General features: G+C 43.8%; 19 protein-coding genes. 11 read left to right on the top strand and 8 right to left on the bottom strand.

Annotated elements, in window-relative coordinates; genetic code table 11:
• Window positions 1–374: 374 nt before the first annotated feature.
• Complete coding sequence (locus tag H5300_RS10965; RefSeq protein ID WP_004732835.1) at window positions 375–857, bottom strand: MarR family winged helix-turn-helix transcriptional regulator; 483 nt, start codon at window positions 855–857, stop codon at window positions 375–377.
• 123 nt (window positions 858–980) lie between these two features.
• On the opposite strand from H5300_RS10965, the gene H5300_RS10960 reads away from it, so the two are divergent.
• The 4 genes from H5300_RS10960 to H5300_RS10945 all read left to right on the top strand — a co-directional run bounded on the left by H5300_RS10960 (window position 981) and on the right by H5300_RS10945 (window position 4,891).
• The gene (locus tag H5300_RS10960) at window positions 981–1,874 is read left to right on the top strand and encodes a DMT family transporter (protein ID WP_182795975.1); all 894 of its coding nucleotides are present in this window, start codon (window positions 981–983) and stop codon (window positions 1,872–1,874) included.
• Between the two features lie 137 nt (window positions 1,875–2,011).
• Window positions 2,012–2,932 carry a LysR family transcriptional regulator gene (locus H5300_RS10955; protein WP_019350867.1) on the top strand — a complete coding sequence of 307 codons (921 nt, stop codon included), beginning with the start codon at window positions 2,012–2,014 and terminating at the stop codon, window positions 2,930–2,932.
• Window positions 2,933–3,105: 173 nt separating this feature from the next.
• Window positions 3,106–4,164: a hypothetical protein gene (locus H5300_RS10950; RefSeq protein WP_102442604.1), complete on the top strand. Its 1,059-nt coding sequence runs from the start codon at window positions 3,106–3,108 to the stop codon at window positions 4,162–4,164.
• A gap of 73 nt (window positions 4,165–4,237) precedes the next feature.
• Entirely contained in the window at window positions 4,238–4,891 is a 654-nt protein-coding gene (locus H5300_RS10945; RefSeq protein WP_029406111.1) for a hypothetical protein, read from the top strand.
• A gap of 107 nt (window positions 4,892–4,998) precedes the next feature.
• Here H5300_RS10945 and H5300_RS10940 read toward each other — a convergent pair whose 3' ends face one another.
• Both H5300_RS10940 and H5300_RS10935 read right to left on the bottom strand, forming a co-directional pair.
• Window positions 4,999–5,394, bottom strand: coding sequence for a RidA family protein (locus H5300_RS10940; protein ID WP_182795974.1), 396 nt, complete (start codon window positions 5,392–5,394; stop codon window positions 4,999–5,001).
• Window positions 5,394–5,702: a putative quinol monooxygenase gene (locus tag H5300_RS10935; RefSeq protein ID WP_017083047.1), complete on the bottom strand. Its 309-nt coding sequence runs from the start codon at window positions 5,700–5,702 to the stop codon at window positions 5,394–5,396. Before H5300_RS10935 ends, H5300_RS10940 begins: the two co-directional genes overlap by 1 nt.
• A gap of 114 nt (window positions 5,703–5,816) precedes the next feature.
• On the opposite strand from H5300_RS10935, the gene H5300_RS10930 reads away from it, so the two are divergent.
• From H5300_RS10930 to H5300_RS10915, 4 genes are all read left to right on the top strand, one after another.
• On the top strand, window positions 5,817–6,719 hold the full coding sequence (locus tag H5300_RS10930; protein WP_182795973.1) for a LysR family transcriptional regulator: 903 nt from the start codon (window positions 5,817–5,819) through the stop codon (window positions 6,717–6,719).
• Between the two features lie 265 nt (window positions 6,720–6,984).
• Window positions 6,985–7,902, top strand: coding sequence for a DMT family transporter (locus H5300_RS10925; RefSeq protein WP_004732827.1), 918 nt, complete (start codon window positions 6,985–6,987; stop codon window positions 7,900–7,902).
• A gap of 247 nt (window positions 7,903–8,149) precedes the next feature.
• Window positions 8,150–8,992, top strand: a complete 843-nt coding sequence (locus H5300_RS10920; protein ID WP_017096162.1) for a helix-turn-helix domain-containing protein — start codon at window positions 8,150–8,152, stop codon at window positions 8,990–8,992.
• Between the two features lie 101 nt (window positions 8,993–9,093).
• Complete coding sequence (locus tag H5300_RS10915; RefSeq protein WP_182795972.1) at window positions 9,094–10,440, top strand: MATE family efflux transporter; 1,347 nt, start codon at window positions 9,094–9,096, stop codon at window positions 10,438–10,440.
• Window positions 10,441–10,549: 109 nt separating this feature from the next.
• Here H5300_RS10915 and H5300_RS10910 read toward each other — a convergent pair whose 3' ends face one another.
• From H5300_RS10910 to H5300_RS10900, 3 genes are read right to left on the bottom strand one after another with little or no spacing between them, the layout of a single operon-like run.
• Window positions 10,550–11,731 carry an MFS transporter gene (locus H5300_RS10910; protein WP_182795971.1) on the bottom strand — a complete coding sequence of 394 codons (1,182 nt, stop codon included), beginning with the start codon at window positions 11,729–11,731 and terminating at the stop codon, window positions 10,550–10,552.
• On the bottom strand, window positions 11,721–12,896 hold the full coding sequence (locus tag H5300_RS10905; RefSeq protein WP_182795970.1) for a phosphotransferase: 1,176 nt from the start codon (window positions 12,894–12,896) through the stop codon (window positions 11,721–11,723). The genes H5300_RS10910 and H5300_RS10905 overlap by 11 nt, the downstream gene beginning before the upstream one ends.
• An 11-nt stretch (window positions 12,897–12,907) precedes the next feature.
• Window positions 12,908–13,192 carry a GNAT family N-acetyltransferase gene (locus tag H5300_RS10900; protein ID WP_004732803.1) on the bottom strand — a complete coding sequence of 95 codons (285 nt, stop codon included), beginning with the start codon at window positions 13,190–13,192 and terminating at the stop codon, window positions 12,908–12,910.
• A 274-nt stretch (window positions 13,193–13,466) separates the two neighbouring features.
• Here H5300_RS10900 and H5300_RS10895 point away from each other — a divergent pair, with 274 nt between their 5' ends.
• Window positions 13,467–14,213 (top strand): flagellar brake protein, encoded by a 747-nt coding sequence (locus H5300_RS10895; RefSeq protein ID WP_004732802.1) that lies wholly within the window; start codon window positions 13,467–13,469, stop codon window positions 14,211–14,213.
• A gap of 182 nt (window positions 14,214–14,395) precedes the next feature.
• Here H5300_RS10895 and H5300_RS10890 read toward each other — a convergent pair whose 3' ends face one another.
• Entirely contained in the window at window positions 14,396–16,756 is a 2,361-nt protein-coding gene (locus tag H5300_RS10890; protein WP_017077005.1) for a Lon protease family protein, read from the bottom strand.
• Between the two features lie 240 nt (window positions 16,757–16,996).
• Here H5300_RS10890 and H5300_RS10885 point away from each other — a divergent pair, with 240 nt between their 5' ends.
• The gene (locus H5300_RS10885; RefSeq protein WP_004732800.1) at window positions 16,997–17,491 is read left to right on the top strand and encodes a hypothetical protein; all 495 of its coding nucleotides are present in this window, start codon (window positions 16,997–16,999) and stop codon (window positions 17,489–17,491) included.
• 12 nt (window positions 17,492–17,503) lie between these two features.
• The gene (locus H5300_RS10880) at window positions 17,504–19,132 is read left to right on the top strand and encodes an ABC transporter ATP-binding protein (RefSeq protein ID WP_102490971.1); all 1,629 of its coding nucleotides are present in this window, start codon (window positions 17,504–17,506) and stop codon (window positions 19,130–19,132) included.
• Window positions 19,133–19,199: 67 nt separating this feature from the next.
• On the opposite strand, the gene H5300_RS27710 is transcribed toward H5300_RS10880, so the two are convergent.
• The coding region (locus H5300_RS27710) for a hypothetical protein (protein ID WP_220503474.1) at window positions 19,200–19,417 on the bottom strand (218 nt) is incomplete at its 5' end.

Here is a 19,417-nt window from a genome sequence, read left to right as displayed (position 1 = left end):
CTAAGCCTTGATAAGTTTCATTGCCGATAGGTTATTCGACTTAGCATTAAGATGATAACGAGAAAAATAGAACAACTTGTTTGAAATTTTAGTAGACATACTCGCATACAAATTACTGACTAAATCCGAAGATTGAACAACCTCAATGCTGTTACCATTATCTTAAATTCATTGAAACACTCGCTTTGAAACACTCGCTTTGAAAAAGCTAGAGAAGTGCTGAAGAGCCTCGGCTCAGCCTAAGTCATCTAAATGAGTCAGAGAAATAACCCCGTTTAACAAGCACAAAAAAACCGAAGCTCATCACTTCGGTTTTCAAATCAGTTTGAGTTAACTCAGTTCAATAAATTCAGCAAGCCGATCCAGCCAGTCAATTACTCGTAAGCACTCAGCCATGTTTTAAGCAACTGGTTAGTATTCTTCTTCTGGCTAGTAGACAGTGATTTAACGAGCTTTTTTTGCGTTTCGACATGCTCTGTCATCATTTGATCAATCAGAATAAGACCATCTTTTGTTAACTGAACACTCACGCTGCGTCTGTCTTCTTTGCTGTGCTCACGACTGATCAGCCCTTTGGCTTCTAGCTTATCAAGGCGATTGGTCATCGCGCCTGATGTCAGCATCATCGACCCGATCAGTTCTGACGGAGTCAGTCGGTAAGGCTTTCCAGAACGTCGCAACGTCGCCAGCACATCAAACTCACCCAGCTTCATGTCGTATTTTTTATGAAGCTCGGCAACTTGCGTCTCCATATACTTGGCAATACGCATAATCCGGCCCATCATTGCCATAGGCTCAGTTTCTAGCTCAGGCTTTTCCTTTGCCCATTGCTCTACTACGCGGTCGATAGCATCCATTTGCGATCTCGCTCCGTTATTAGTCTGATTACTTCAAACTAGTTTAACATAAAGATACTTTACAACCACTAGTTCTCAGTATACAGTTCACACAATAGTTATCTTAACGTAAAGATATTTCAGATGAACATATTATTAGCAATGATCCCCGCATTCTTTTGGGGAACAACCTATGCAGTGACGCAATTTACGCTACAGGAGTGGCCACCATTATTATTGGGTGCTTTGCGTGCGTTACCTGCTGGTTTGTTATTGCTAGCGGTAAAACCAACGCTGCCTAAAAAAGGCGAGTGGCAGATCATTTTCACATTGGGCCTTATCAATATTGCGACCTTCTTTGGCTTGATCTTCGTAATGGCGCTAACGCTGCCTTCGGCAATCTCTGGCGTGGGTATGATCTCTGTGCCGGTGTTCGCGATGATCTTCCACTGGGTAGTGAAAAAGCAGCGCCCGCATTTGATTCAAGCTTTGTCTGGTATTGGCTTGATCACCTTAGCGTGGATATTGTTTAATCCAAGTCAGATCGCATTAAACCCGATCGGTTTAGGTGCCATGTTCGCCGCAATCATGTGTATTGTCATCGGCAGCAGCATTACCAAATCACTGGGTAATCGCATGCATTGGTGGAAGGTATTAACGTGGCAGCTAATTTTGGGTGGTACGATTTTGTGTGTCGCTTCTGGCGTTCATGCGTTCATCGACCCGCAGCCTTATGTTAATGCTGTCACTCATTTCGATTATCGTAATGCTATGGGTCTATTGTGGGTGATTGGGCTAAACACAGCGCTGGGTTACGGCATGTATGTGTGGTTGCTACAACGTATGTCGGTGGTTGATTTCACCTTCGGCGGTATTGCAAACCCAGTTGCGGGCATCGTGACGGGCATGGTGTTAATGGGTGAATCATTCACTGCAGTCCAATATTCACTAATGACTGGCATGATCGTGATGTCACTGCTGCCGCAACTTATCCTTGCGGTAAGACAAACCAAACAAGTTAAGCCTGTTACGCAGTAAAAAGATTTAGAGTGTTACTAATAAACCCGCCAAGTGCGGGTTTTATTTTACTGGCATCACACCTATGCGAAATATCTATTTGTCCTAGACCGAACACCATCTTATTATTAAATTACAAATTTATTTCGGTACTCAATATGGCAAAAGACCTATTTTCCAATTTGGATTTAAATCTACTCCGCACTTTTATTATTCTGCATCAAGAACGAAATATGCGGAGAGCCTCCGATCGCCTATTCGTATCTCAACCTGCAATAAGTAAAGCTCTCCAAAGATTACGTGATCATTTCGACGATGAGTTATTTGTCAAAACTCACCACGGTTTGCGCGCAACTGAACACGCAAACATGTTGGCTGAGAGTATTTCTCCAATACTTGATGAACTCTCTTCAGCATTAAACAATAGCAACGAATTCAATCCTGAAGAGCTTGAAGGTATTGTTAAAGTCGCCCTATCTCCATATTTGCTTTCATCCCTTTCAAGTAAACTTTTTAAAGCAATAAGAGCAGAAGCGCCTCAGGTACAAGTTCAACTATTAAATTGGTCAGGCACAACGATGACCGACATCATCAACGATGAAGTACACATCGGATTGAACTATGAGATAAATCACGCGCCGAAAGAGCTACTGCAACAGCCTATCGCAAAAGACACATTTAAAGGCTATGTAAGAGAAGATCACCCATACAAAAACGATTATCTAGAAATAAAAGATGGTGTAAATTTTGAGCTTGCATCTGTGATTGCCGTTGATTGGAACTCCCATCAATCTATTGCGGAGAAGATTCTCAAGATAAAGGGTCATACTGCCAACATTGGTTTTCGCTCAGAACTACCATCCGCTGTCATTGATGTCGTAAGAAACTCAGACATGATTTTTCCTGCTTCTAAGTTTCTGGAGATCGAGCAGAAAACGTCACTTCGAGTAATAAACTTGCTATTCGATAGCACAGACGTTCAACCAACCGTTTGTGCGTATTACCACCATAAAAATCGAAACAGTCCGGTCACATTGTGGCTCAAGAAAAAACTCGAGCTATTGCTCAATGATAACTAACGGTTATCACCCTCTTTACTCTGTTTCATTAATAACTCATCGTTAAGGCCTCTATTCTTTTAAGGGATTAGAGGCTTTTTTGTTCCATCCCTATACTTCTCTCATCGGCTAGGAACTCCACATAACACTGCAAGAAGCAACCTTTGTTCCTATACAATATTTGAGAGTAAACCATGAAACTAAAACTATTAAGCACACTTATCGCAGCCTCTTTCCTAGCGGGTTGTTCTTCTTCTGGTTCAAGTAGCAATCCACCAGCAACTCAAGATGGGATTGCAGATGTTCAACATATTGAAGGAGAGCACTTCAACGTTGCATTAGTAGACGGTGATGAAGGAAACCATAAAGCTAGACTTATGCAAGGGAACAATGGAAATACCATTGTTCTCATTAATGACACTGTTTTCATCACCGATGGCAATGAAGTGAAGAATACAAACGGCGATACCGTTGGTTACATTCAAAAAGAGGGCGATGCTATTGTCTTCCACGGCAACCACGGTGGAGAAGTTGTACTCACCGTTGAAAATGGCCGCTTGATTGCATCCGAAATCAAAACGCCAGTTGACCCAGATTTTGGCAACCCGAACTCTCCAGAGCCGGATCCCGATTACGGTGTTAACCCAAGTGACGTTTGGTTTGTAAGTGAAGATGGCTCAATAAAATTCAACGGCGAAGAAGTTGCTGAAGCTCGCGCAGTTGATGTAAACGAAGATGGTAGTGGCTTATACCAGATTAGAGTTAACGATCAGCTAATTATGGTCGATGTAATAAACTACGGTGGTTACGTCCAAATTAGTTCTATTGATGGTACTAAGTCTGTCGATATTACAATTACTGATGGAGTAATAAAGCGCATCAACTGGGAAGGACCTGAAGCCGATCACCCTATCATTAACGACCCAGGCTTTGACAACGACTCATTGGTAAAAAATGTACACCGTGAAGAAATGAAAAACAGTGTGGTTATTACAATCGAAGGTTTCAATGGTGGTGAGTTGGTCCTAGTAACCGATAAAGATGGAAAAATCATCTGGGGTTCAGTAAACCAAGACCTAAAAGACAACGTAAAAGGTGCACTAGGTATTATCGACAATGGCTTCGATAACATAGACCCAGGCTACGGAATTGATAAAGACCCTCGAGAACTTCGTGAAAAAATTCAATCTCTTTCTCAAGAACAACGTCAACAAATTAAACAAGCAGTAAAAGACCGCGCTAGTCGTAGCTAATAAAAAATAATAAAGATAAAAGCAAAGGAGCCGCTTATTAGCGGCTCCTTTTTATTTGAGAGTTGAGAACACGATGAAACGACTATTGATCACTTTATTGATGCCCTTTGCCATATATGCAAACGACCATCAATTACAAACATTAAGCTACCACGAGCCGAGTTTAAGTTTTCAAACAGCAAAAGCCGGAGACAGCTGGATAGGTACAGTCTCTGGTGTCATTCAAGCAACTGAAGAAATCAACATCAGTGCAGAAATTGACTCGGAAGGTTACCTAGAAATAGGGACTGGTTACGGCTTGATGTTGGGTAACTTTTACACTGAAGCTTTCGTAAGTTATGGCCGAGCAGATCTTATCGATATCTACGACATAGGCCTATTTGGTGGCACAGCTATCACGAGTAACATTATGGTTTTTGCTAATACATCGCATGAATGGCGCGATGTTTCTTTATCCCTCATAGATATGACAGATAGGGAATGGAAGAACACGGTTGGTACCAGTTACTCTCCCACACAGTTTATGAACTTTTCCTATTCATTCAGTCATGACCGCCAATTAACGGGCTCAAAAGGCTATTACAACAGCCAAGACGTCACTTTTACGCTGAAACCCAAATGGGTGGAACCGTATGTGAAATATACATTCGGTCAAAAGCGCGTTAGTCCGGGAGACGTATTCCGTTCTGATGGTAGCGTTGAGCTAGGCTTCAACCTACGTTTTTAGTTTACCGTTTCGTGTGGTAGCTCTCACCCCTTTATAGTCTGATTAAATAAAGGGGCTTTTTGCTTCATATCATGTCTTTCATATCAATTGAGTATACAGAGATCGACTTAAATCAGTTTCGCTGCTTCGGCCTCAATTTCAACTTTCCATCGCTCGTCAAAGAGCCCTTGCACAAACAGTAATGTCGTTGGGAGACCACCAACATCGAAAGGCAATCGCTGCTTTGCGGCTTGATAGTCAGACATATCATTCCGATCCACTAAGTACAGCCTTACACTGATTAAATCTTCGATATCCATTTGGTTTGCCTGAAGCACACTTCTCAGATTTTTCCAAGCCAGTACAATCTGTTGTTCCGCACTTTCAGCCACCATCCCTTCGCAATCAATCCCTAGTTGCCCAGCGATGTGCAACCGCGTTGAACCTGCGGGGATTAACGCACATTGATGATAATTAGCGGCTGGAGCGGGTACTGAAGAAGGGCTCCATATCTTATTCATCATTACCCCTCAGAGGCTGTGACGATTTTTGACATGACGGTGATAATTGGCATATCCGTAAGCATCGCGCCTAAACGGTCAAAATCACCAATATCTTTGCGCCAAGCAATGTATTCATTAAAGTGAGCGGTACTTTCCCATTCTTCACATAAAACCAAGGAATTTTCTGCCAAATCTTTTTGATAAAGCTCCGCAGAAAGGTTGCCGTTAAAAGTACGAGTATCTGGCAATATTTCGTTAAAAAACTCAACGATCTCTGCCGTTTTATCTTCAGTGTGGCTCAAGGTAAATTGCACTAAAATAGTCATCATTCTCTCCGTTTTCTTATCTTGTTAAGGTACGAGGAGAATCTTACTTGTTTGTAAAAATAGATAAATACAGTAAAATTTGAAACATAGTTCGATCTAATGAGACAATAAATCACCATGAAAAACGAATTGCATCGCATGCAAGTGTTCGCTCAAATTGTAGAATCGGGCTCCATAACGAAAGCGGCTGATAAGCTAGATCTCTCAAAATCTGTCGTTAGCCATCACTTACAAGGGCTTGAACAACACCTTGGTGTGAAATTACTCACTCGAACAACACGTCGCCAATCCTTAACCGACGCTGGACAACGTTTTTATCAACGATGCTTAGAAATGCGAAAGTTAATGTCGCTTGCGGAAGAAGAAGTGCGCGAGTCCTGTTCTGATTTTGCAGGCACTATCACCATCACATCCCCACACACAGTGATGACACATCTTATTGGACCTGCAATGTGTGAGTTTATGAAAAGCCACCCTCGTATCGAGCCTCAACTATTGGCCAACGATATGCGCGTAGATCTTATCGAGAAATACATAGACCTGTCGGTCACTGTTGGGGCTCTTCCTGATTCAACGTCTCGTGCACTTAAGCTCGGAGAGCTTCATCAGGTACTGTGTTGTCACCCAGATTATCTTACTAAGGCGCAAATACCGCAGCCAATCACGCCAAGTGACCTCTCCCAATATGACTACATTGCCAATCAGTGGGAAGGAATCAACAGCCAAAGAAGCTTTGAAATTAATAAGGGCAAAGTAAGCACGTATCAATTCAGGGCAAGTCGAATCGGAGATAGCGTTCCGACCATCCGCATGATGGCCTTAAATGGGTTGGGGATTGCCTGTTTACCTAAACAAGCAATTGAAGAAGACCTGAAAAAAGGAACATTGGTAAACATCTTGCCCAAAGATCAAGTTCTTAAAGCCTCTTTCTATGTCGTACATAATTATGGGTTACAGGTGCCAGCCAGAATTCGCGCCTTTATTGAACACCTAAAACAACACGCTGAATCTTATTCTTAATATCTTTCAATCAAATTGCCATACGTCGCTAAACTGGCGATTTATCGACCAAAATTAAACCTCACAAAGAATAATGACTTTGTTTAAATTATCTAAAATGAAATAATTTCCTTCAAAACAACTACATTATAGATTTAATTTCCACAAAAAACTCAAATTAGAGATAAAAAGGCAAAACTTTTCTCCGACTACCTTTCTATACTGTGCCACGTCATTAAGGCGCCACAAGCCTATGATTTAAAATAATTATTAATGAGTAGTCACCATGAATTCGAAGTCGCTAACTATCTTGCTTTTTGTCTCTGTTTGCTTAATTTGGGGAACCACTTGGTTCGCTATGGAAGTGGCATTGCATTCTATCCCACCTATTTTTGCCACTGCGTTACGCTTTTTACTTGCAGCACCTCTGCTTGCGGTATTAGCAAAAGTCTTCAACCAACCTTTGCTTTTCCCTAAAGGTAAACGTCAATGGCTGCTTATTGTGGCACTGATGTATTTTGCTATTCCGTTCACTTTGATGATCTATGGTGAGCAATACATCTCTTCTGGTCTAGCGTCGATCATCTTCGCCAACATGCCAGTCGCTGTCATGCTGATGTCGGGTTTATTCCTAGGCCTACGATTGGCGAAACATCAAATCTTTGGTTTGGTCACAGCTGTTGTGAGCCTATGTTTAATCCTTGGTAATGAAATGCAAATGGGTGGTGATGACTACCTTATTGGCACGGTTTGTTTAGGCCTTGCTGTTGCCATTCACGCAGTGATGTATGTTTTAGTTCAAAAGCACTGCAAAGGAATCGAAGTTCTAACCTACAACGCCGTTCCGAGCTTAATTGCTTCTCTATTCTTGTTCGCAGTTTCTGCAATGGGTGAAAGCGTTAATGTTGAATCCTTCACTTGGGATTCAATCTCAGCTGTCGTGTACCTAGGTTTTGTGGCGAGTGTTGGCGGCATTGTGGCTTACTTTAAATTAGGACAGGTTTCGACGCCGTTCCAAGCGTCTATCTGCTTCCTAATCTTCCCAGTGGTTGCGCTGCTGATCTCTTGCTACATCAATGGTGAGGTTCTATCTGAACAGTCTCTGCTTATGATGATCCCTCTACTTTGTGGCATCTTGCTGACCAAGGCACCTAAGGGAATCTTCAAGCTGCGCTCTTCTTTGAAAACAGTAAGTAGCAACTAAGTTCTATGAATTTACCCTAGAAGCCCGCAATGCGCTTCTAGGGTTCTATTTAGCGACTCAAATCTAAGTTTTAACTCACTCCCCTCTCACACTCCTATCTATTTCACCGCGTCCATTCTTTCACTGCCCATCACTCATTGATAATGGCAAGCGAATGACTTAAAAGTCGCAATCGACTACATTAGAAACGCTGAGAACAACCGACTCTAGTCTTAACTGCACCATCTGTCTTCAACCAAGGAATGTCATGAGAACTCCCATCAAACACATGCGCCTGATTAAAGGTCAACCTTGTAGGGTTGAGGAACTGACTAACAGCGACGACGCATTCTTAGAACCGCACAGACATGAATACTGGGAGTTGGTGTGGTGCGTAGATAGCTTAGGCAGTCAGAGCATTGATTTTGTAGACTATGACAACAAGGTCGGCCGTATTTTTACCATTGCTCCGGGTCAGGTTCACCGATCTGAACTAGTGGGAGAAAGCGCTCGTTTACTGGTGTTTACGCCAGGCTTTGTCAAAACCAACCATCGCAACACACAGCTGGTCGACACCGTTTTTGCCATGCATCAAAGTCGTCCTCCCTACTTAGATTGCAGTGAAGAAGGCAACCGCTACCTACTGCCTATTTTCACTATGATTAAAGAGGAGTGTGCACGAGAAGAGAGCGACTGGGATTTGGTAGAGTCCCTCATGAATAGCTTTTTGCGCTACATATTACGTTTCGCCAGCCAATCATCATTGAAAGGCGAAGTGCGCGACAGCCGAGTAAACCAAGTGGTCGATTTGATTGAGCAACACTACACTACCCACAAACATTGTGAGTTTTATGCGCAAGCGCTATCGATAACTAACAAGCGCATCAATGAGATCGTGAAGGCTGAACGAGGTAAGACGGTCACCCAATTGATCCACGATCGAATCATCTTGGAAGCGAACCGAGAATTGATTTTTTCGACCAAGACAATTAAAACCATCGCCTTTGAACTTGGCTTCGAAGACCCCGCCTATTTCAGCCGTTTTTACCGTGGCCAGATGAATGAGTCACCTGCAGAGTTTCGAACTCGATGTGCAGATAGTGCAACATAACACGCAGATCATCCCTTTTTAGAGCCCAGTTAAGTTCGGATAATGCTCCCTCTTTATTTCATCCACTTTGGTTACATCCAACTTGTTGGGAGCACTCTCGAATGGCCATCAACCTAAAAACCGATCCTATATCTAAATCCTTTTATCAGTACCTTTGGCCAGCGCTAACTGGCATGGTGATCAAGTCTCTCTTCATCATGGGAGACGCATGGTTCGTCGGACGTGGTGTTGGCCCTGATGGGCTTGGTGCTATCGCTTTGACCATCCCTGCTTTCTCGATATTTACCGCTATCGCGATGATGGTTGGCATTGGCGGTGCAGCGCTTATGTCTATCGAAGTTGGCAAAGGAAATTCAGCGTCGGGTCAAACCCTCTTTAGCCAATCAATGCTCAGTACCGCCGTGCTTAGCACCATTTCAGTCAGCATTGCTCTGTATTTTCTAGACGACATGATTGCGTTAATGGGCGCTTCTGGATACATGGCTGAACTGACTCACGATTACCTGGCTGTAATGCTGCCATTCTTTGTGTTGTACTCGTTAGCTTGGGTCATGTCGTGCTTTGTTCGTAACGACACCAACCCAAAACTGGCGACTTACGCGATGTCGATAGGTGCTGTGGTCAATCTAGTGTTGGATTACTTCTTCGTCTTAAAGTGGGGCTGGGGTATGAAAGGGGCAGCATACGGTACAGCCATTGCGCAAGGTGTTATCGCTTGTATTCTATTGAGCCACTTTGTACGTAAACAAGGCACCTTGGAACTGAGCCTAAAAGGAATTGGTTTAGACAAACTGCCAAGCATCCTAAAAATAGGTACACCGACCTTCTTTATTGAGGTAACCGCCGCGATGACAATCTTGCTGTTCAACTACGTGTTGCTGCATCAGTTTGGTGATAATCATATTATCGCCTATGGCTTAACGGCAAATATCGGGGTATTCGCTTTGTTTGTGATGGTCGGAATCGCTCAAGCCTGCCAGCCAATCATCAGCTTCAATCATGGTGCCAATCAGCCAAACCGAATCGAAGCGATTTTTCGCTTAGGTTTAAAAAGTGCAATTGGTAGCGGCTTGGTGTTTATGGTTATTGTGTACCTGCTTGCGCCTCAAATCGCAGCCCTCTATTTGGGTGATTCAAGTGATTTGATTGCACTGTCAGCCACGGCATTAACGTTCTTCTTCTTTGCTGTACCACTAATGGGCATCAACTTAGTGATCGCCAACCTGTTTCAGGCAACGGCCAAACCTAAACAAGCAACACTGATATCTCTTGGCCGCGGCTTTGTGTTCGTCGCATTGGGCATCATGATTTTGCCAAAGCTATTCCCAGAGCAAGGGATTTGGGCGAGTATCCTGTTCGCGGAAACCGTAACAGCCATATTCAGCCTGAGTATGTTACGCAGCTACAAGAAGCGCTTTTCAGGCTCATTAGAAAAACAGGTGGCATAAGAAGTAATCCGTTTAGAACGTCACGCCTTTGACTACCAAATAGCACATACAAAAAAGCTCCAATATCGCTATTGGAGCTTTTTGTCTATCTCATCAGATTGAAACCAACTTAGCGCCAGCTAAATATCCGAACTTCATTGCCCTCTTCAGGCTTCTTAGGGATGTTTAAAGACAGCGCCAAAGAAACTACTGCCATTGCTGCACCAATGTAAAAAACCGTTGCAGGAGACGACAGCCAAATCACACCAAACGCGACTGGAATAACAACCGCTGCAATATGGTTGATGGTGAAAGAGACACCCGCGGTTGAGGCCATGTCAGCAGGATCCGCAATTTTCTGGAAGTAGGTTTTGATCGCCAATGCCAACGCAAAGAACAGATGATCGACCACGTAAAGTGCTGCCGCCCACTCAGCGCTTTGCACCAAGCCATAACCAACAAACACACCAATCAAACCCACATACTCGAAGATAAGCGCCTTACGCTCACCCACTACACCAATAAATTTACCAATGCGTTTTGCGAACAAGAAGTTAAACAGATAGTTGATTAAGAACAGTAGCGTGATGTCAGCAGCCGAGTAACCGAACTTCTCGACCATCAAGAAGCCTGCAAACACCGTGAAGATTTGTCTTCTTGCACCACTCATAAACGTTAGCGCGTAGTAGAGCCAGTAACGCTTTCTCAATACCAATTTCTTATTTTGCTGGGTCTTAGTTTGAAATTCAGGGAAACCAAAAGTCATCACCAATACTAAAACGAAACCGATGCCCCCAGTGATGCCATACACCCATGCAAAATCAAGCTTGAGCTGCTCTAGCATCACCCAAATTGAGCCATAAGTGATTAACGAAGCCAACGCGCCAACGGAGATCATCTTACCTAACATCTCTGGCGCTTCTTCTTTACTCAGCCATTGCAGTGACAGAGACTGCTTCAGCGTTTCAAAATAGTGAAAACCCGTAGACATCAAAACCGTAGTCAGCAACAAGCCTGTGAGTGTAGGAAATAAACCTGTAATCGCCGTGCCTACAGTCAGCATCGCCAGCGATATCAACATAAAGCGTTGCTCTCGAATGAAGGCTAAAACAAACACCACAGTAAACGCTAAGAAGCCCGGGATTTCACGAACACTTTGCAGCAAGCCAATATCAGCACCATCAAAATTCGCTTTCTCAATCACGAAGTTATTAAGCAAAGCCATCCAACTCGAAAACGCAATAGGGACAACAATCGAAATCAGTAATAAGAAGTTTTGCGGCGTTTTCCAGCTCGCGGTTCTATCGAACATTGACGGACTCCTGTTCGTCTAATTGAGTGAGCACTTGTAAAGTCAAATGCTCAGTATACGGGTTTATCTTCCAGTGCTCTGGACTCCAGCCTTTTACAAAACGTTGAAAATCAGCCCACGCCACGTAAAACATTGGCCGCCATGCGGCTTCAACATCATCGAAGGAAAGCTGTGGCTGATAGTACGCCAATGCCTCTTCCAAGTATCGGAAGTAAGTCTCTAACATCTGTGATTCAAGCTCTGCACAATCTTGCGGCCTCACCGCACTACTCATGAACAAGGCGACATCTTTCATCGCACAACCATGACCCACATATTGGAAATCGACCGCAGCAGCGTTTTGGCTTTCTGAATCAAAACAGAAATTGGCAAGCTTGGCGTCGCCATGTACCAAAGTTTGATATGGACATTCTTTGAGTAAACGGTCGATGTGCTTGGCTTGGTTCTTCAATGGTAAATCAACCAACGCATTTAACTCGTCAGGGCGCGTGTCTAAATGCCAGTAAGTACCTATTTTCCATAATGATGCAGACTGCTCTTGGTCGATATGGATATGCTTCGCATGAAAATTAGCAAGCCACTTTAGGCAGGCATCACGTTGTTTTTGCTCGATTGAGGTGTAGGTAGACGCGCATTCGTACGGAGTATCTTTGGTTGCCAGATCGTCAGAAACAGCAAGCACATCAAACTGAGAAACCAACGGAAAGCCGATTTCGGCTAAGTCTTGCATCACAATCAGCCACTCGCTTTCTTGTAGCTCACAATGCAGCCCTGCAGGTACAGGGCAACGCTCATCCCACTGTTGAGTGAACGATTGATACCAAGCCGTTTCCACTTGGTAAGAGTGCACCTTTCGTTGGTGAGAGAGTTTGGTATTCCAACCCTTTGGGTGTTCTGCTTTATCTGGCAACGCGACATGTTTAACAATCACACTTTTCAGTTCAGCATGGCCTTCTTGAGAAAAGACCAAGCGCACTAACTCGCCATATCCACCCCACAGGCGTTGAATCACTTGGACATCAAACCCTTGGTGACAACCCAACGAGGTCGCTATTTTTTGATAAAGCTCATTTTGATAAAACTCTTGTTGATAAAGCTCTGGCTGATTTTGACTTGAACTCGCTTCAGGTTGAGCCCGATTATTTGACGATATTGATTGAGACATATTACTCGTTGCTATGCTTTATCAGATAGAAGATGTGACCACTGTGGCTGCCTATTCATGTAGTGAACGACATAGCTACAAACCGGCACAATTTTGAAGCCTGCTTGTTCAATTTCAGGCAAGACCGACTCCATCATCACCTTGCCAAAGCCCTTACCTTGTAGTTCATCAGGGATTCGTGTCGAGGTGATATGTAGTACATCTCCGTCCTTTTGATACTTAACGACCGCGAACTGGTTGGGTTCTAGTTCAACTGTGATCTGGTTCACTTCTTGATCCCATTTTACTGCCTGCATTCTCAACTCCTGCAAATAATTGATACGACAAACAATAAAAGTTTGAAGTATGAGTTCCTTGTAATAGACTAACGCAAGTGCATATAAATAAAACTAAGTACTTACAAACAAAGTAGTTAATTCAGTGCCATCGGCTTAATATAAAAACAGCAATGATAAAAGGCACTCTATAAATCTATGTGAGTACGCCTACTCAATCTAGCACGTAATAACCCCTTGTTAGCAAGTTACCAATATAACTAACAGACGCATGTTGGCGCATGGAGAATATATAATGAACGCACCACTGAAGAAGCCTTTGGAGCATAATCAGGCACTTCAAGACCCTCGTAACCGCACCGTTTCTACGATAAACAGCACCGATGCACTGGCCATGATTGAGCACGGCAGTGAACTGACATTAAATGTCTCGACTCCAGTTGGCACTAAGTTTCTCGCCACCACCAAGTTTATCGGTACGCACAGTGATAACTGTATTGTGGTTGAGGTTCCCGAGGTATCCAATGAAGATCTGAACTTTTTCTTTCAAGAAGGTTTTTGGATGACCGCTCGTGCCTATTCTCTACGAGGTGAAGGCGCACTTATTCACTTTAGAAGCCAAATTCACCATAAGATTGGTGAACCTTTCCCTATTCTTGTGCTTTCGACACCAAGCACGATGCAAGTCACTCAGCTGCGTAAAGAAACACGCTATGAAGTGAACTTGGCTTCAAGAATTATCTTCAACGACCAACGAGCAAACTGTGAGATAAGAGACTTATCGAAAAGTGGTTGTCGTTTTGTGACCTCACCGACCTCTCGTGCAATTCAGATTGCCGATCGAGTGTCTATCGAGATTACACCTGAAAACTACAATGGCCCTCTTATCCCTCCATTGAGAGGCATCATCTGTAATCTGCAAAAATCGACGCACTACGCTCGATACGGTGTGGAATTTGATGATATTGGCCGCGCTAACGCTAAACACTTGTTGGCAAAATTGAAGTTCGATGGCACCAAGCTCTGCTTACGAAACGGCTAAGATCATTTAACACACTGCGCTCGTCTAATTCGTGAATTGACCAAATACAAACCACTCACTCGCGAGCAAAGTCGCAACCAATAAAAAAGCCATCGACTCTAGAATCGATGGCTTTTGCGTTTTGGCTGTTTTTATCTGTTTATCTGTTTATCTAGGCATAAACTAGCTATACAGCTATACAACTATTTACGCAGTGCGTTCAGTTTAGCTTGAGCGATACCAAAGATAGTATCAATTGGATAGCTACCCTCATCACTTGCCTCACCTGCGGCTTTGCCAGTGAACAGTTCAATCGCCTCTGTGACATGGTCAATCGCCCAGATATTGAACTCACCTTTTTCAACCGCTTTCACGATGTCACCGCGCAGCATTAAGTTATGAACATTCGAACGTGGGATTATCACCCCTTGTTCGTTTGAACGTCCTTTGATTTCACACACATCAAAGAAACCTTCAATTTTCTCGTTCACACCACCAATAGGCTGAGACTCACCGAACTGGTTCATTGAGCCGGTAATCGCAATATCTTGGCGGTTTGGCTGCTTAGAAAACGCAGACACCACCGCACAAAACTCGGCCATACTCGCACTGTCACCATCGACGCCACCATACGATTGTTCGAAGGTGATGTTAGTGGTGAGCGGAACTTTGGCTGTCTTACCAAACACTGAAGAAAGGTAAGCCGACAAGATCATCACCCCTTTCGAGTGAATACTGCCACCTAGGTCTACGTTTCTTTCAATATCAATCACTTCACCATCACCGTAAGCTGTGGTAGCCGTGATTCGGTTCGGCGCACCAAACATATGATCGGTAGTACTGAGTACTGACAGAGCATTCACTTGCCCAACCGCCTGACCATCAACATGGATTAGCGTTGTACCGTTAGTGAAGGTTTCCATTACGCTGTCTTGCAATCGTCCGACACGCATCTGTTGGTTAGATAACGCTTGGTCGACGTGCGTTGCACGAATCAGGTTCGATTTTGAGCCTCTCGCTACGTAGTTTGACTCACGAAGCAGATTCGCAATGTGTGCCGAGTGCAGCGACAACTTACCTTGGTCACCCGCCTGACGAGAACTGTGCTCAATGATGCGAGCAATCGCTTTACGATCACAATGCAGCATGTTGTTGTCATGTACGATGCTCGAAATGAAGCGTGCATAATGCATTTCAGAATCCGCAGTACGCTTCATCTCATCTTCAAAATCGGCCGTCACACGGAACAGTTCACCAAACTCTGCATCGTAATGTTGTAGCAGTTGATAAGTGCGGTAATCACCAAACAAAATGATCTTAACGTCTAATGGAATAGGTTCTGGATCAAGCGATACCGCTCCCGTTAACGTGACCTCTTTTTCTAAGGAAGTGAAGCTCAATTGACGCGAACGTAGCGCGCGCTTCAGGCCTTCCCAAACATAAGGCTGTTCGAGGACTTTAACCGCATCCATCAACAACACACCGCCATTGGCTCTATGTAAACTACCAGCGCGAATCAATGAGAAGTCCGTAAATACAGTGCCTTTAAAAGTTGCCGTCTCGACATAGCCAAACAGAGAGTGATAATTCGGATTCTCTTCAACCACGATCGGCAGCGTCTCCTCCTTCTGGCTCACAATCACGTTAACCTTGTAACGACGTGGCATTTTCTTATCCAAAGAGGCGGTCGCAACTTCTGCTTGCTCTGTGCTCTCTTCCAAGAAAATATCTGCGTTGTCGACAATGTCTTTACGCAGTGCCGTCAGGTACTTTTTGATATCTGCATATTGGCTGTAATCTTGCTTCAACTGCTTGATGAAGTGCGTGATCACATCTCGCGCCGTATCATCATTAAGCTTTTGAATTTTCTCTGTATACGTCTCTTCAAGCTCGGTCAGTTCGCGAGAAATGGTTCGTAGACCCACTTCCAATCCATCAATGGTTTTATCGAACTGGTCTTGCTCTTCTGGCGAAAGCAGATCGAAGCTCTCTTCGGTGTGAAGATCATCCCCATTCATTGCGACAAACTGGTAATCACCCTGAGTGGTAATCGTCAGGTTGATGCCCTTGTCTTTCGCTTCTTGGCTAATTGTTTCGAGTGCAGCTTGTTGCTTCGTGGCCAATTGGTTTTTAAGCCTATCTGCACGGCTAAAGTACATCTCATTGTCGAATGCGAGCGGCATGGCTTTAAGCAATTTACGCATCAGCTTTTCAATGTCTTGCTTTAAGCTGCTGCCCACGCCACGTGGCAACTTGAGTACCTTCGGTGTACGAATATCTTCAAAGTTCGCGATATAACACCAATCAAAAAGCTCTTGGACCTCTTGAGTGTGTCGGTTTAGATAGCGCAAAATCATGGTGCGCTTACCCAAACCATTTCGCCCTATCGCATAAATGTTGTAACCCTTTTCCTTGATTGACATCGCGAACTCAACGGCCTTTTGTGCACGTTCTTGCCCGACGATTTCGTCAATTGGAGCCAGTTCTTTGGTCGACTTACATGGTAGCTTATCGAGTTCCGCTACCTTATACAGCTGTTCTGTATTGAGTCTTTGCATCGCCATCGCCGCCTCCTTAGTCCTTCATTACTTGGGTGTAGATAAAATCAGTGTAGATGTAATTTCCTATAAATTTAGTGACTTACGCAACATCGCTGTTCAACTGAGCAAATAACGCACAATTTGAGCCATTTTTAAGAATAACCGGCCACTTTATTTACCAACTTAACATGTGAATGATTTTAATTTGCATTTGATAATAAATATCATTAACATTTTCAGATATTATAAATTGAGGATGTGGATATGGAAATTGAACGATGCTGGATGCACTACCTAAAAGCTGAACAGTTAATGGAACAAGGTCACTGGCCAGAAGCACAGCGCCTGTATGGTGATGTTCTAACATCTCTTCCTCACCACATCCAAGATGCTGCATACCAAAGCGACATCAAGCCCTGCCAATTTGCCTGTCTACTTGCAGGGCTTAGAGACGCAAGTGTCGCTCAATCAGAGATTTTCAACCGTTTAGGCCATCATCAGCAAGCCTTCGACACCTTGAATCAGTCTTACGCACTGATGCAATTTATCTCTCTCGAAAGCACAGAACTGATCCAACGCACCTATTCACTGCTGGAAAAACAGAGTGAAGATCTACTCAATCATTTGATCGCTTTTTGCAGTGCTCAACGCAGTTCGTATTGGATGCTCGAACTAGAACAAATTCAACGTGCTCATCACCATTTTGGGCAACTTAAAACCACGTCAGAAGTGAAATCTTCACCTAATGTCTTAAATTGATAAGGATATATCATGTCGGACCGGGCCATTCTTAAAGTCAATAACCTCTCCGTTAGCTTCACAACCAATGATGGAATCATTGATGCGGTAAAAAAGGTTAACTTTACCCTTAATTCTAGCGAAACCTTGGCCATTGTTGGTGAATCAGGTTCAGGTAAATCAGTCTCTTCTAACGCACTCATGCGTTTGCTCCCTGATAACGCCATCATTGATGCTCAATCTGAAATAGAATTTGAGGGGCAATCAATACTTGGCAAGACTGAACGAGAAATGCAGTCGATTCGTGGCGACAGAATCGGCATGATCTTTCAGGAACCGATGACCTCTCTCAACCCATACCTGCGCGTGGGCACACAAGTAGCTGAAGCCATTATGTGTCACCGCAATGTATCGAAATCAAAAGCAAAACAGCGTGTGCTAGAGCTTTTCAATCTTGTGCATTTACCAATGCCAGAACAAGCTTACAACAAGTATCCGCATGAGTTTTCAGGCGGTCAGTTGCAGCGCATCATGATTGCGATGGCTTTGATCAACGAGCCCGACATTTTGATTGCCGACGAACCCACCACCGCATTGGATGTGACCGTACAAGCGGAAGTGCTTTCTCTTATCAAAGAAATCCAAAACAAAATGGGCATGGCAATTCTGTTCATCACCCATGACCTTGGCGTAGTAAAACATTTTGCCGACCGTGTTCTGGTGATGTGCAAAGGTGAGCTAGTTGAAGAAGGGATGACTCAAGCCTTATTCGAGAATCCAAGACACGATTACACACGCATGCTGATTAACTCGATTCCTAAAGGCGCCAAGGTTCCTGTTGAGGCGTCAGCCCCAGAGCTATTGTCTGCTGACGACATCCGAGTTCAGTTCTTGGTTAAATCACATTTCATCAAGAGTAAAAGTCAGTACTTCGAAGCCGTAAAAGGCATTTCGTTGAATCTTAAACAAGGCGAAACCTTGGGTATTGTTGGTGAATCCGGATCAGGAAAATCAACACTGGGACGAGCGTTAATCGGCTTGCTGCCAAGTACCGGACGTATTGTTTACAAAGGCCAAGACGTTAGCTTATTAAATGATAAAGAGCGTCACAAGCTCAAGAAAGATGTCCAAATGGTGTTCCAAGATCCTTATGGTTCTTTATCACCACGCATGACAGTTGGGGAAATCATCACCGAAGGCTTAACGGTGCATCAACCTCATCTATCCAAGCAAGAACGTTTAGAAAGAGCGCGCAAAGCATTGATTGAAGTTCGCTTAGAGCCAAATTCAATAAACCGTTATCCGCATGAGTTCTCTGGCGGACAAAGACAACGTATCGCGATTGCTCGCGCACTGATTCTAGAGCCCTCTTTCATTTTGCTGGATGAACCAACTTCAGCACTCGATCGCTCAGTACAACTGACCGTGATTGACCTGCTGAAAGACATTCAAGCCAAGCACAATATCGGCTTCCTGTTCATCAGCCATGATCTCTCGGTAGTGAAAGCACTGTCGGATCGTGTATTGGTGATGCAGAAGGGTGAAGTGATGGAAGAAGGGTCTGCCGAAGATATTTTCAATGCACCGAAAAATGACTACACCAAGAAGTTAATCGCAGCGTCATTCGACTTAGAAAATAAATCGAAAAAAAATGCGGCGTAACGGGAACTAATCAACATTAACAGCGTCTTATAAGTACATTCTGAATAATCTCCTAATGGATTGAAATCTAGAATGGATATAGCAAAACTGGTTTGGCCGCCAAAAGAAAAATGTCGCATGGATGCGACATTTTTCGTTTCTGGCGTATATGAAAAATCAACTGGCTCTTCGACGTTTTGTGTGGATTTGGGTTAAAATATGCACCTCCTAAATAGGCTCCAATACAAGGTCCAGCCACATTGAATTCTTCTGATATTTTTATGCTCGGGTTGGGGCTGCAAGCAC

Source organism: Vibrio sp. SG41-7 (assembly GCF_014164465.1).
Lineage (GTDB): Bacteria > Pseudomonadota > Gammaproteobacteria > Enterobacterales > Vibrionaceae > Vibrio > Vibrio splendidus.
The sequence above is the reverse complement of the archived record's forward strand: the minus strand, read 5'-3'. Positions and strand labels throughout refer to the sequence as shown.

Coding starts and splice junctions, on each gene's coding strand:
- H5300_RS10895 (WP_004732802.1), top strand. CDS start 13,467: ATGAACGCACCACTGAAGAAGCCTTTGGAGCATAATCAGGCACTTCAA.
- H5300_RS10885 (WP_004732800.1), top strand. CDS start 16,997: ATGGAAATTGAACGATGCTGGATGCACTACCTAAAAGCTGAACAGTTA.
- H5300_RS10910 (WP_182795971.1), bottom strand. CDS start 11,731: ATGTTCGATAGAACCGCGAGCTGGAAAACGCCGCAAAACTTCTTATTA.
- H5300_RS10935 (WP_017083047.1), bottom strand. CDS start 5,702: ATGATGACTATTTTAGTGCAATTTACCTTGAGCCACACTGAAGATAAA.
- H5300_RS10950 (WP_102442604.1), top strand. CDS start 3,106: ATGAAACTAAAACTATTAAGCACACTTATCGCAGCCTCTTTCCTAGCG.
- H5300_RS10965 (WP_004732835.1), bottom strand. CDS start 857: ATGGATGCTATCGACCGCGTAGTAGAGCAATGGGCAAAGGAAAAGCCT.
- H5300_RS10940 (WP_182795974.1), bottom strand. CDS start 5,394: ATGATGAATAAGATATGGAGCCCTTCTTCAGTACCCGCTCCAGCCGCT.
- H5300_RS10960 (WP_182795975.1), top strand. CDS start 981: ATGAACATATTATTAGCAATGATCCCCGCATTCTTTTGGGGAACAACC.
- H5300_RS10945 (WP_029406111.1), top strand. CDS start 4,238: ATGAAACGACTATTGATCACTTTATTGATGCCCTTTGCCATATATGCA.
- H5300_RS10920 (WP_017096162.1), top strand. CDS start 8,150: ATGAGAACTCCCATCAAACACATGCGCCTGATTAAAGGTCAACCTTGT.
- H5300_RS10915 (WP_182795972.1), top strand. CDS start 9,094: ATGGCCATCAACCTAAAAACCGATCCTATATCTAAATCCTTTTATCAG.
- H5300_RS10900 (WP_004732803.1), bottom strand. CDS start 13,192: ATGCAGGCAGTAAAATGGGATCAAGAAGTGAACCAGATCACAGTTGAA.
- H5300_RS10890 (WP_017077005.1), bottom strand. CDS start 16,756: ATGGCGATGCAAAGACTCAATACAGAACAGCTGTATAAGGTAGCGGAA.
- H5300_RS10880 (WP_102490971.1), top strand. CDS start 17,504: ATGTCGGACCGGGCCATTCTTAAAGTCAATAACCTCTCCGTTAGCTTC.
- H5300_RS10930 (WP_182795973.1), top strand. CDS start 5,817: ATGAAAAACGAATTGCATCGCATGCAAGTGTTCGCTCAAATTGTAGAA.
- H5300_RS10905 (WP_182795970.1), bottom strand. CDS start 12,896: ATGTCTCAATCAATATCGTCAAATAATCGGGCTCAACCTGAAGCGAGT.
- H5300_RS10955 (WP_019350867.1), top strand. CDS start 2,012: ATGGCAAAAGACCTATTTTCCAATTTGGATTTAAATCTACTCCGCACT.
- H5300_RS10925 (WP_004732827.1), top strand. CDS start 6,985: ATGAATTCGAAGTCGCTAACTATCTTGCTTTTTGTCTCTGTTTGCTTA.